Origin of the sequence: Lactobacillus sp. MRS-253-APC-2B (assembly GCF_012843675.1) — a bacterium.
GTDB lineage: Bacteria > Bacillota > Bacilli > Lactobacillales > Lactobacillaceae > Limosilactobacillus > Limosilactobacillus pulli.
This window is the reverse complement of record NZ_JABAFO010000004.1, coordinates 111,188-124,083: the sequence shown is the minus strand read 5'-3', so window position 1 is coordinate 124,083 and position 12,896 is coordinate 111,188. Positions and strand designations below refer to the sequence as shown.

General features: G+C 45.6%; 11 protein-coding genes. 6 read left to right on the top strand and 5 right to left on the bottom strand.

What is annotated here, in order from left to right:
• Positions 1 to 5: 5 nt before the first annotated feature.
• Together HF864_RS03680 and HF864_RS03675 are read right to left on the bottom strand one after the other, a co-directional pair.
• Positions 6 to 959, bottom strand: a complete 954-nt coding sequence (locus HF864_RS03680; protein ID WP_169461753.1) for an aldo/keto reductase — start codon at positions 957 to 959, stop codon at positions 6 to 8.
• Between the two features lie 90 nt (positions 960 to 1,049).
• Positions 1,050 to 1,928 (bottom strand): YitT family protein, encoded by an 879-nt coding sequence (locus HF864_RS03675; protein WP_169461769.1) that lies wholly within the window; start codon positions 1,926 to 1,928, stop codon positions 1,050 to 1,052.
• 156 nt (positions 1,929 to 2,084) lie between these two features.
• On the opposite strand from HF864_RS03675, the gene HF864_RS03670 reads away from it, so the two are divergent.
• A complete protein-coding gene (locus HF864_RS03670; RefSeq protein ID WP_169461752.1) occupies positions 2,085 to 2,879 on the top strand; it encodes an alpha/beta hydrolase in 795 nt (264 codons plus the stop codon).
• Positions 2,880 to 3,156: 277 nt separating this feature from the next.
• Here the strand turns inward: HF864_RS03670 and HF864_RS03665 are convergent, their stop codons facing one another.
• Complete coding sequence (locus HF864_RS03665; RefSeq protein WP_240936866.1) at positions 3,157 to 3,711, bottom strand: DUF1836 domain-containing protein; 555 nt, start codon at positions 3,709 to 3,711, stop codon at positions 3,157 to 3,159.
• 179 nt (positions 3,712 to 3,890) lie between these two features.
• Here HF864_RS03665 and HF864_RS03660 point away from each other — a divergent pair, with 179 nt between their 5' ends.
• From HF864_RS03660 to HF864_RS03650, 3 genes are all read left to right on the top strand, one after another.
• Complete coding sequence (locus HF864_RS03660; protein ID WP_169461751.1) at positions 3,891 to 4,736, top strand: DegV family protein; 846 nt, start codon at positions 3,891 to 3,893, stop codon at positions 4,734 to 4,736.
• Positions 4,737 to 4,840: 104 nt separating this feature from the next.
• Complete coding sequence (locus HF864_RS03655; RefSeq protein ID WP_169461750.1) at positions 4,841 to 5,692, top strand: alpha/beta hydrolase; 852 nt, start codon at positions 4,841 to 4,843, stop codon at positions 5,690 to 5,692.
• Positions 5,693 to 5,962: 270 nt separating this feature from the next.
• The gene (locus HF864_RS03650) at positions 5,963 to 7,342 is read left to right on the top strand and encodes an aspartate ammonia-lyase (RefSeq protein ID WP_169461749.1); all 1,380 of its coding nucleotides are present in this window, start codon (positions 5,963 to 5,965) and stop codon (positions 7,340 to 7,342) included.
• A 57-nt stretch (positions 7,343 to 7,399) separates the two neighbouring features.
• Here HF864_RS03650 and HF864_RS03645 read toward each other — a convergent pair whose 3' ends face one another.
• Together HF864_RS03645 and HF864_RS03640 are read right to left on the bottom strand one after the other, a co-directional pair.
• Complete coding sequence (locus HF864_RS03645) at positions 7,400 to 8,203, bottom strand: HAD-IIB family hydrolase (protein WP_169461748.1); 804 nt, start codon at positions 8,201 to 8,203, stop codon at positions 7,400 to 7,402.
• Positions 8,204 to 8,249: 46 nt separating this feature from the next.
• On the bottom strand, positions 8,250 to 9,845 hold the full coding sequence (locus HF864_RS03640; RefSeq protein ID WP_169461767.1) for an SEC10/PgrA surface exclusion domain-containing protein: 1,596 nt from the start codon (positions 9,843 to 9,845) through the stop codon (positions 8,250 to 8,252).
• A 163-nt stretch (positions 9,846 to 10,008) separates the two neighbouring features.
• On the opposite strand from HF864_RS03640, the gene xerS reads away from it, so the two are divergent.
• The gene (xerS, locus tag HF864_RS03635; protein WP_169461747.1) at positions 10,009 to 11,088 is read left to right on the top strand and encodes a tyrosine recombinase XerS; all 1,080 of its coding nucleotides are present in this window, start codon (positions 10,009 to 10,011) and stop codon (positions 11,086 to 11,088) included.
• A 682-nt stretch (positions 11,089 to 11,770) separates the two neighbouring features.
• The gene (locus HF864_RS03630; protein WP_169461746.1) at positions 11,771 to 12,754 is read left to right on the top strand and encodes an asparaginase; all 984 of its coding nucleotides are present in this window, start codon (positions 11,771 to 11,773) and stop codon (positions 12,752 to 12,754) included.
• Positions 12,755 to 12,896: the final 142 nt, after the last annotated feature.

Here is a 12,896-nt window from a genome sequence, read left to right as displayed (position 1 = left end):
CTCCTTTATGGTAGTGAGTTGCCAGCTGCCAGATAGATATCGTACCATTCCTGGTTGGTCAAGGTTATCTCGCTGCCTTGAACACTATCAATAATATGCTGCGGATTCATCGTCCCCAAAAGCACTTGCATTTTTGCGGGATGTTTGAGAATCCAAGCAACCGCGATCGCATTTTTAGAAACATGATACTTATCGGCCAGACGCTTTAACACCACATTTAATTCATGGAACTCCTCATTGTCGATAAAGGTTCCCGCAAATGTACCATATTGAAACGGCGACCAGGTTTGAATCGTCATTTGCTTGCGCCGCGCGTATTCCAACAGTCCCCCATCATGATTGAGCGAGGCTTGATCAGTCATATTGGTATGCAGGCCAAAATCAATCATCCCTGTGTGCATGATCGAAAACTGTAGCTGGTCAACCAACAGCCGCTGTGAGCAGGCATGCTGCAGCAATTCAATCTGTTGCGGGTTGAAGTTGGAAACGCCAAAGTGCCTTACTTTGCCGGCTTTTTGCAGCTCATCAAAAGCCGCGGCTACTTCTTCAGGTTCCATCAATGGATCAGGCCGATGAATCAAGAACGAGTCCAGATAGTCAATGCCCATCCGCGCTAAGATGCCATCTATGGCAGTCAGCAGATGCTTTTTAGAAGAGTCATAGCGCGTAATGCGGCCCGTTTCATCAGCAAACAGCCCAGCCTTGGATTGAATGTAGAAATCACCCCGTCGCAGTCCGCTTTGCTTGAGTGCCTGGCCAAAATGAATTTCGGATGAGCCGCGGCCAAGCTTGGGATCACGACCATAGATGTCAGCTGAATCGATAAAGTTGATGCCGGCTTCATGTGCGGCCTGAAGCGTCTTAACAGCATCAGCAACGGGCAGTGTTCCCATCCGCATGATCCCTAAGGCAACGTTTGAGACTTCCCAATTTGTTGCGCCAATTTTAATCGTCTGCATAATTTAACGCCTTCTTTATTGTTGATATGATCAGTATAAACCAAAACAAAAAAATCTCCTAAAACTCGCGCCAGTTCTAGGAGAATATGGTTAATGCGGCTGGTTGGGCAGATCATAGGTAAATCCCTCGCCTTCCACGCTGGCAATGTCAAACGTGGTAATAAAGGCATGCGGATCGATATCATTAATCAGGCGTTTTAAGGTGACAACTTCTTCAGAGGCTACTACGCAATAGAGGGCTTGGCCTGGCTGATGAGAATAGGCACCTTCGCTTTTCAGCAGCGTCACGCCCCGCTCCAATTGCCACATGATCTGATTGCTGATTTCCTCAGTTTGGGTCGAGATGATGATGAAACCTTGTGCTGGATAAGAGCCGGCCTGCGTAAAATTGACCACCTTGGAAAAGACATAGGATGCTAAAAGCGTGTACATCATTTTCCGGATATCAATATAGGAAAGCGAGGCCGTTAAAACGATCGCGTCGCAGACAAAAAGCGAACGACCCATGGGAACGCCGCGATGCCTTTCAAACATCCGCGCGACGACATCCGATCCACCCGTCGTACCATCAAAACGGTAGACGATCCCTGAGCCAAAGCCGCCGATCAGACCTGCCAAGACCCCAGAAATAAACAGATCATGCTGAATATCCAGGGTGAATGGGACGCGCTGCCAAATCCAGATCCACACTGATAACCAAATCGTGCCATAGACGGTATAGATCAAAGCGCGCCGTCCCAACAGCCGATAGCCGATGATAATCAGCGGAATGTTGATGCAAAGCGTCGAAATAGATGGATCAACGTGAAAGAGATGGTAGATGATCAAAGAAATCCCAGTAACTCCGCCTTCCGCTAATCGATTAGCAATGTTGATCTTAACGAATCCCAGTGCATAAATACCACATCCGATCGTGATCATCAGCAGATCCAACAGCCTTACTTTATTTGTTGATGCCTGCTTGAGCATTGCATCACCCGCCTTTCTTAATTCATGCTCGATCAATTCTGCTTCTCTCGTTAGGCAGCCGCTTAAATAACTAAATTCTAGGCGCAAACACGCTGATTAGTCAAATTACGCTGTTTAACGCTATAATAGAAAGCAATCAAATTGGGAGGCAATGGGATGCAGAAAAAGAAATGGCGTCTGTTATTAGGAATCATATTGGGAATGTTGATGCTGACGATTCAAGCACGTGCGGCCTCGACTTCAGCAACGTTTATCTTTCATGATCGAACCGGTAGTCAGCGTGACGAGGCACCATTGATTATAGCCGCGCAAAAAGATGGAGTGAAGCTAAGCATTTTGCATGCCAAGGTCAGTGCTCAAGGAAGAGTTAAGCTAAGCGGACAATTGACAAAAGAAGCGGCACCCGTAATCGAAGTCGAGTTTGTCAAGCATGAAGGCAGCTATTCCAAAACGGCACAATGGTCATATCAAGTTATTAAACAAGCACGGGCTAAGTGGCATTTTAAGACCATGAACCTGGTGGGAATCGGTACTGGTAATATGGGCCTGTTAAACTGTCTGACAAAATATGCTGATACTGGTCAGCTGCCAAGCCTTGCCAAACAGGTTGCAGTCGCTGGCCCTTTTAATGGTACTCATATTCAGCCAAACGCCGATTCAAAGCTGATGAAAAACGGCCGCCCCTACCACATGAACATGCTTTATCAAGAGCTGCTTGGCTTAAAAAAGACCTATCCCAAGTCAAGCGCCGTCTTAAATATTTACGGTAACCAAAGTAATCATTCGGATGGAACCGTTGCCAACAATTCATCGCGCGCGCTAAGATATTTGGTAACGCCGCGAGCCAAGAGTTATCAAGAACAGGAAGTCAAGGGTACGCGCACTGATCATGATCAGCTGATGCACAACCCTCAAGTACAGAACGCGGTAATCAGTTTTTTATGGAAATAGATCAAAGCGCTGAATCACTCCTCTCAAGGACGATTCAGCGCTTTTTTAATGATAACGGCTGGGTTTGATCATCCAAACTGGACCCGATCCAGCATTTGTGATTTCTTGACGATTGCCTGAACTGCTGATTGGCACGTCTAGCTGGCTGCTTCTTGATTGCCAGCTCGTTAACTAGGTATTGCTTTTTGTTATATTTTTATGCAGGAGTTTTTGCATGATAGTCCTGCTTGAGAAAGTTTTAAATGTTATGATTGCTGACCGAACGCTTCTTTCATTGTCATGGTCGTGATTGATGTGGCTGTTTTGGCACTCGGAGCGTTGATTCGCTGTCAGACAAGGTTTCAAAATACTTGTCGAGATAAACCTTGTGGCTGACCGTCATAATCAGATTGCGCAGCATGTGTTTTTGTTCGGTATCATCATGGCCCACTACTGCCAGCTCATCCTGCAACCCGAATACGTATCTTAAGACGTTTTCCAGCTCTTCACAGAAATAGTCATAGGCCGTCTGCGTATCGTAGCTTTGTCGCTGAATCTGAATGGCAAGTTTTAGATTGTCCAGTTGCAGGACGTTTTTAGCCACAGCGATAAACATCAGCTCAGCCAGCTGCTCTGTTTGATAAAGCTTCTTTTGCGGCCGTGAGATCAAACCATGCTTGACATAGTTGCTGATCATGGAGCTGGTCAGCTTAACATCGCCTAATGGACAAAGACACTGATTCAGGTAATTAGTCGTCTGCTCCAGATAAAGGCCAACATCTGGTAGTTCTTGGTAGCGTGGCAGGCTAAAATTGTTTAGCTCTTGGGCCATTTTTTGTTCTCTCCGAGTCATTGTGTTTTCCTTTCATAATTCAGTCAAAAAATATTATAGCTTAAAATTTTGATAATTAAACTAATAGTATCTTAAATTCTCTTTGCGGTTTTTAAAAAACTTGACGTTGGAAATCGGATCAACTAAACTTCAAGTAAAGAGTTTTTGAAAAACCGGTAATGTAATCGAGGTAACTATCAATGAAAAAGATCGTAGTTGACTCCGGCGCCAATCTGCTGGAAAAATCAATCAAAAACGTTGAATGCGTTAATGTTCCGCTTACCCTGACAATTGAAGGTCAAGTCTGGTCTGATGATGAAGCCCTTGACCTGCCTGCTTTTACGGCGGCTCTGCAGCAAACGAGTCAGCCATCCACCTCTTCATGTCCCAATCTGGCTCAGTGGCTGGCCGCCTATGGAGATGCTGATGAAATCTACGTCTTGACGATTACTGGCAAAATGTCGGGCAGCTATAACACCGCTCAGCAGGCCGCGGCAATTTATCTTGAAGCTCATCCTAGTGCTAGGGTTCATGTTTTTGACTCGCTTTCGGCTGGACCGGCAATGCATTTGATGGCCGAAAAACTGGCCGAGCTGATCAATAGTGGTCAGTCATTTGAGCGGGTCGTGATGTCCTTAAATGAATTTAGATCGCAAGTTGAGTTGATCTTTGCGCTGGGCTCACTGGATAATCTGGCGGCAAACGGTCGAATCAGCCCCGTCTTGGCTAAGGTCGCGCACTTGATGAATCTGCGCGTGATCGGTACGGCTGATCAGGGTAGCTTCAAAATGCTGACCAAGGCACGTGGCCCAAAGAAATGCTTTCAGGCTTTGATCACTCAGATGGAACAAAAAGGCTATCAAGGTGGCGCGGTTAGAATCGATCACGTACAAAATCAAGAGGCTGCCGAACGGTTCCGACAGCTGCTGTTGGCTGAGTATCCCAACGCTAGCGTAGTAATTAGCAAATGCCGTGGACTGTGCACTTTTTATGCCGAGCAAGGCGGTCTGATGATTGGTTTTGTCAAGGGTCATAAACAGCAATGATCATCTTTTTTGCTTAAATCTGTATCCTATCAACAGTAAAAGATATTTTACTTAGTGTCTAAAAACCACTATGCTAGAAGAAATTCAAATTGGGAGACTTAAAAATGCACGGATTTCTTTTTAAAAAGTGGCGGTGGCTGCTGCTGGCGATTTTAGGATTGGCGATAATTGGCAGTGGAATTTGCTGGTGGCAGCGAGCCCAGGCAGCTCAGCAGTTTATTCAATCCAAGACGCCAACCTTCTTTTTTCATGGTTATGGCAGCAGCCGCCATGCTGAAGAACATATGGCTAACGCGGCAAAACGAGTTGGAGCGACCAATACGATTATCTGGGCGAATGTCGATCGGTCTGGCAAGGTTACTTTTCATGGTCAGATCAAGGCCAACGCCATCAATCCGATTATTGAGGTCAACTATGAAAACTCGCGGGAAACCAACTATCATACTGACGGTCAGTGGGCCTTCAATGTTTTGAGCGCGGCCAAGCAAAAATGGGGTTTTAAAAAGATGAATCTGGTTGGTCATTCAATGGGCAATATGGACATTATGTACTGCCTCTTGGATCATCCCCACAGCAAACAGCTGCCTAAACTGCAAAAACAGGTTGACATTGCCGGACACTTCAATGGCTTGAATGGCGAGGACGAGGCATCGTCAAAACTGACTGCGGATGGCAAGCCGACCGTGACCAATCGTTTCTATCGTGAGCTGACCAAGCTGCGAACGACGTATCCAACTGGCGTCAATATCTTAAATATCTATGGTAATCTGCAGGATGGCTCGAATTCTGATGGTACGGTACCAAACAACTCATCTAAATCGCTGCGCTACCTGGTGTCGCCAGTTGCCCAATCGTATACCGAGCATGAAATTAAAGGTTCTCGGGCTCAGCACAGCAAATTACACAGCAACTCACAGGTTGATTCTCTGCTGATCAATTTCTTATGGGGAAAATAATGCAGATCAAAACAGCATCGTCTGGGCTTTAAGACGGTGCTGTTTTTAATTGGTCTAGTTTAATTCAAGTCGATAAATCAAGTATAGAATTCAAAGAATAATTAAAATAATCATAAAAATAAGCTGATTTTTCTTTTTTTAACAACTAAAATCGAATAAAACTTGCAATTATTCGTTTGTTTCCTAAATTGGTTTACATGTCAGATGGCTGGTGATAAAGTCTTAAACCATAAAGAGAAAGCAGATTGATTTTTGAAAGGTGTGTTAATAATGAGAAAAGAGCACGATTCACTTGGCATTCAAAGCGTCCCTCAAACTGCCTATTATGGCATTCATACCGTCCGAGCTCGCGGCAACTTTCCAGCCGTCAGCAGCATCAATGATCGGGAACTGATCAAGAACTTTCTGCGCGTTAAGCTGGCCTGTGCACGAGCTAATCAAAAAGCAGGCCGCTGGGATGATGAGCGTGTTCCACTGGCAATTGTCAAAGCCTGCCAGGATCTGTTGGCACACTTTGAGGAGTATGAAGATGAATTCGCCATCCCCGCGATTCAAGGCGGTGCTGGCACGAGTACCAACATGAACGTTAACGAAGTCGTTGCCAACCGGGCGATTGAGATGCTGGATGGACAAAAAGGCGACTACCAACTGGTCAACCCCAACGATGACGTCAACAAGTCACAATCAACCAACGACACCTACCCAACCGCGGGCCACCTAACGATGATTCAGCTCACGGATCGTCTGTCGCTAACGCTGAAAAAAGTAATTGCGACGCTCAAACAACTGGCCCAAAAATACCAAACCACGCTTAAAATGGGGCGTACTCAATTAGAAGATGCAATTCCAACTACGTTTGGCCGTTCGTTTCATGCCTATGCCTCACTGTTGGAACGTGACCTCAAACGCCTTAAAGCTGCCCGTGATCAGCTGTTGACAGTGCCATTGGGCGGAACGGCAATTGGGACCAGTTTGACTGCCACGCATGAGTATCTCGAAAACGTAATCGCGGAGCTGCAGAATGCTACGCTGTTGCCGGTAAAAGGCTGTGAAGATTTGATTGATGGCGTGCAGAACACTGATGAATACGTTCAGCTTTCAAGTGCCTACAAGTCATTGGCCGTTGATCTTTCTAAAATGTGCAATGATCTGCGTCTGCTGGGATCGGGTCCACAAAACGGTCTTGGTGAACTAAATCTACCACAGCGTCAAGCCGGTTCTTCAATTATGCCGGGTAAGGTCAATCCTGTCATCCCTGAATTCGTAACCCAGACTGCCTACCAGGTGATCGGTCATGACGCGACTATCACTATGGCTGCCGAAGCCGGACAATTGGAACTCAACGCCTTTGAACCGGTGATGTTCTTTGACTTGTTTGCTGATGCCCGCTTGTTAAATGGTGCCTTGCAAACGCTTAACGAGAACTGCTTAATGGGAATTACCGTAAACGTGGATCATTGTCGGCAGATGGTTGAATCTTCCGCGGAAGCCGCAACTGCCCTTTCCCCGCTTTTAGGCTATGAAACTGTCAGTCATTTGGTTAAAAAAGCCTTAAAAGAACAACGTCCGGTTCGTGAACTGGTTGGTGATCGTCTAACAACGGCTGAATTGGATCAAGCCTTGGCGCCAACCGCGTTCTTTGTTAAATAACGTCTTAATGAAAAACAGGCTCAGCAGCAACGCTGGGCCTGTTTGATTTAGTGATCACTATAGATTGAAGATGGACTGAACTTCGCGTAATACGCCGTCATGATCGTTATCATAACTGGTGACGCGGTTGGCAAGCTTTAAAATATCAGGGCTGGCATTTTTCATGGCTACGCCCAGACCGGCTTCTTGCAGCATTTGACGGTCGTTTGATGAATCGCCAAAGGCTACGACACTCTTTAGCTGATCATGATCGTCATTGATAATCAGCTCTTTTAATCCAGCAGCTTTATTAACGCCTAATGGTAAGACATCCATACAGCCAAAACCGCTATAGGTCGCATAAACTGGGTAGCGGCTGATCATGTCTTGCGCAAAACCGCGGATCTGGTCTGGCGTGACTTGATCGTTCAGCCAGATTGGATTAACATTATAGATCTTATCGTCAACCTGAGTCAGATCATCAATGAAATCGATATTGATGCCAAATGGCCAGGCGTTCAGATCAGAGATTCTAGTGCCCCAGGTATGGTTCCAACCCGTCAGCAGGATCACATCTGGCGCGACTGGCAATGCGTTGACAGCCTTGATCAGCTCATTGACCTGCGACTTGGAGTGCGTTTTTTCAAAAACAACCTTCCCCTGTTTAACGATCAGTGCGCCATTGATTGAGATAAACGTGTCAATCAATGGACAAGGCGCAAAACACTTCTTTAAAAATCGATAGCTGTCACCACTAGCCACGATCCAAGAAACGTTCTGCTGCTGCAGCTTACTTAACGCCATATTCAAAGCGACGGAATTTAGCTGATGCTGATTGTCAAGCATGGTACCATCGACATCAGTTGCGATATAGCGATACATGACGATCTCCTTTTCCAATTTGGTTGAGAATAGTTTAATATCCCGATTAGTAGCGGCGCTTGCGCAGACCTAAGAAACCAAAACTCAGCATCCCCATCAGCATTCCCAGAATCGTCAGGCCAAAACCATTGCGATTGCCGGTCTGTGGCAGGAGCCGTTCCAGAATCGATGGCTCAGCAGTCGTAATGGCGTTAGAGGTGCTTAAAAGCTGGCTGTTGCCGTGCTTAGCCTGACTGACCTTTGTTGGCTCACTGGTTGCCTTGACCGTAACGTCTTTAAGGCTGTTCTGCTTTTGTGACTTGCTGGTTGACGTCTTGGTGCTGGAATTGGCGTCTTGCGAAGATGATGTCTGGGTCGTATCCTTGGCAACGGCTTCAATCGCCATCAGCAGATTGGCTTTCTCTAAGGCATCTTGTGCTTTGTTCAAGCCATCGACGGCATCGTTTAATTCTTTCTCCGCATTGCTCAGGTTTCCTTTTTGCGTTTCAACGTCTTTATTGGCATTGGCTAAAGCCGTCTGTGTTTCATTGACCTTTTGCAGTGCCGATGGAATCAGTCCGTAGATATGTAAGACTCCATAGTTGTCCATTGCGACGCCAACGTATTCAGTGTTGGAGCTCAGCAGCATTCTGGCATGACTGTTTTGCGAATGGGCATCGTTAAACAGCATGTCCCAAATTGAGACCGTGGTAGCCCGCTTTAAATCGCCCATGGTCTTAACGATTCGGCTGATAACATCAGGTTGTTTTTCATTAGCACTCATCAGACCAATATTTTCCCAATCAGCCTTTACGGAGTCAATTCCCTCACCGTATTCATAATTGACGGTGTTAAATACCATTTCACGATTATGATCACGAGTTATATTGGTATTCCATTTTGGATCATTATAGGCGTAATTAACGATCGCTAATGCCTGGGCCAGCGTCATATCGTTGTAAATCCAAGCAGTCAGCCCAAATTTAGCCCGAATCTGATTGATCAAAGCGGCCACATAATTGTTGATCTCGCTTTGCTGAGCCAGCGTAAGTTTGGTTGGATCAAGCGTCATGCTTTCATCATCCAGTGTTGGTACAACGGTTAAGGCATCCTTGAGACTAGGATCCATTTCGTATTTCTGCGTTGCTTGATTGAAATGCCAGTTTTCGGTAACGTTGTCCTCGCCAATCTGATTCTTAACATTGGCTGACGCATCAGATGATGAATTGTCAAACATGCTTAAATTGGCATTTTTGATGTCAATCGTACTGCCGTTTAAAGTGGCTGCCTGTTCAGCACTGGACGGCATTTGTGATTGAGCTGCCGCACTGGCAATAGCATAATTGCTCTGCGCGGCATTAGCTGCACTGGCCGCGCTGTTTTGAACTGCTGAAGCCGAATTAACAGCTGCTGAAGCCGAGACCACGGCGGCAGAAGCTGAATTGACTCTTTGCTGAGCTTGAGAAACGGCGGCCTGCGCGCTGGCAACGGCACATTGCGCATCGGTGGTTGAAACCGTAGTATTCGGATTAGCCGTCATAATTTGCGCAGTTGAATTGTTGACGGTGTCGGCATGAGCCTCCTGCCAGCCACCGCCAAAAACAGCCGCGCCAGCGATCACCCCTGCCGTTAAGACTGATTGTTTTAAATGTTTATTCTCCATCTTAGATTACTCCCTTATCAAACAAGTTGGTGGTCAAACCAATCTCAATATTTACTTTACCGATTTCCGTATTTTATGTCAAACCATGCTCAAAAGTTAGCAAGAATCTTTCTGGCAAATCTGATACTATATATAGTAGAAACAAATAGAAAAGAGGAAACAAATGGAAGCCGATAAGTATTTGAAACTGATCGATGAGGAACTGTCGCGGCTCCCAGATTACGTTAATGAATACCGCCTTGGAACCAATCATGCCATTACGACGACTTATCAGTATCTGACTGAGATTCGCCGATTCATGGACTGGCTGCGTGCCAGCGGCCTGGTTGACGCCAAGTCTAACCAAGAAATTCCCACCACGGTTTTGGAACACTTGCGTCGTGATGATATCATGCTCTACATTGATCATCTACGTCACACCACCAATGCGCAAGGACGTGTCAACTCCCCTACTTCGATCAACCGCTCCATCAATGCCTTACGCAGTCTGTTTAAGTTTTTGACGGTGACGGCTGATAACAATGATGGGGAGCCTTACTTTGAGCGCAACGTAATGTTAAAAATCAGTTCACTCAATGATACCAAAACCTTGAACTATCGTGCTCACGCTTTGGCCGCGCATATGTATCGTGGTCAGATGAAGTTTGACTTCATTGATTTTATCGAAAACCGCTACCCACAGATTTGTGACAAGCGTTCGCTGCCGGCCTATCGACGTAACAAGGAACGCGATATCGCCATCGTAGCCTTGATTTTGGGAACCGGAATCCGCGTTTCAGAAACGGCCAACGTCAATGTCAATGATATCAACTGGCAACAGCAGATGCTTGATGTCACGCGCAAAGGTGGTCAAAAAGACAGTGTGCCGATTGCTCCATGGGCAGTCAAATATGTTCAAGATTACCGTGATCTGCGAGCTCAGCGCTATGGGGCCACCAAAAAGGATCAAGCCTTCTTTTTGACGGTTTACCAAGGAAAAACGCGGCGAATCACGGCCAATGCCATTGAACGAATGGTTAAAAAATATTCAACCGCATTCGGCCATCCCTTGACCCCGCATAAACTGCGCCACACTTTGGCTTCAGAGCTGTATGACGTAACCAAGGATCAGGTTTTGGTCTCTCAGCAATTAGGACAAAAAGGCACCTCAGCTACCGACCTCTATACGCACGTTGATCAGAAAGAACAAAAAGCAGCGCTAAGGGAAATCAGCGAGCAGGCAAACCAAGCTCCACAAAGTTAATTAAGTAAGCTTCTGTCTGGCCATGGCTAGGCAGAATTTTTATTATTAGTAACTTTACATAATATATAGAACGTAATATTTCGCCGAGATACCTATTTTATTCAGCAGGTACATAATTTAGACGTGAAGATGGCTACCTCACCATTCCTTAAAATCCTGCAGTCGGATTGTAGCCATCTGTTAGCAATTAAAGTTGGTCTCCCAAAATTACAAATTTGCAACTTATTCTTGCTTGGACGCGTTTAAGACAGTTAGCCAAAGGACTCGCGAAACGCTCATCCGATAATCGCCACTCAGCCGCATTCAAATGACCAACTACCCACGCAGATTAATTTCAGTGCGTCTGAGAGCCGAATTCTGCATTTACCCTGTTTTGGGCTGATTTTTAGTGTTAAAACGATAATTGTAAGACACTTTTGATAAAAGAATCTTACACAAAACCGCCATAAATGCCGTTAAATCAAGGTTTTTGATTGACAGAAAAACACGTAAGACTGTTATATGATTATTTTGAAAAATCGGCTTGTTGATTTTTAGCTGTTCATCAGGCAGATTTAAGGAGTTACAGCTGGTTAATGCAAAATAATTAACGTCTATAATATTATGTAAAAATTAAAGACTTTTAATTTTCACGCCTTTCTTGTATCATTAAAACCATCAATCAATTCAAGGATGTGAGATTTTGAAGAATATCATGATTATTGCAACTGGTGGTACGATTGCCGGCAGTGGTGAAGCTGGCCGGACTACTGAATATCGGGCAGGAACGGTAGCGGTGGCTGATATCTTAAAGAGCGTGCCCCAACTGAGAAAATTGGCCAACATTGAAATGATTTCTTTAATGAGCGTTGATTCCAATGAAATGAACGAGCAAAAATGGCTGCAGTTGCGTGAGGCCATCAATCAGCAGGCCGCTCGTGATGATGTAGATGGCATCGTGGTTACACACGGTACCGATACGATTGAAGAAACCGCCTATTTTCTAAACTTAACGGTCAATACTGCCAAGCCAGTCGTTTTGACGGGAGCAATGCGGCCGGCAACTGCTACCAGTGCTGATGGTCCTTTCAACATCTACCAAGCCGTTGCGCTGGCAGCAGATGATCAGACCTATGACTGCGGCGTGGTCTGCCTGTTTTCCAGTACGATCTACTCGGCGCGCGATATTGCCAAGATCAACAACTATAAAATCGATGCCTTCAGCAGTCTGAACGATCATGCCGCGTTGGGATACATGCGTGACGCCGAGGTCTTTATTACCAGTCGGCCGGTATCAAAACACACGATTCACTCCAAGTTTTCGCAGCTTGAATATTCAGCATTACCTAAGGTTGGCGTGGCAGTCTATTACGCTGGGGCCCCGGCTGAGATTTTAGAACGACTGGGACAAGACTGCGATGGATTGGTAGTAATTGGAACCGGGAGCGGCAACTATTCTCAAGCCTGGCGCCAGAAACTGGACGCGTTGGCTGAACAGGGCGTGGTCGTCGTGCGCAGCTCACGGGTATCAAATTCAATCGTTTTTGACGAACCGATTTTTGACCCGAACGATCACTTCATTGGGGTCAACACCCTCACCTCTTATAAAGCCAGAATTCTGCTGATGCTTTGTCTGACCCAGACTAAAGATATCGCCAAGATTCGGCAAGCCTTTTCTAAGTACTAAAAAAAGCGAACCCTAATCTCAATGCCCGTAAAATAATGGGATTGTGAGCAGGATTCGCTTTTATTTTTACCTTTTATATATTATGTAAAATATTTAAAAGATATTCTATAGCTGTGTTTTCTGGCTTAGCTGTCGACTAGAT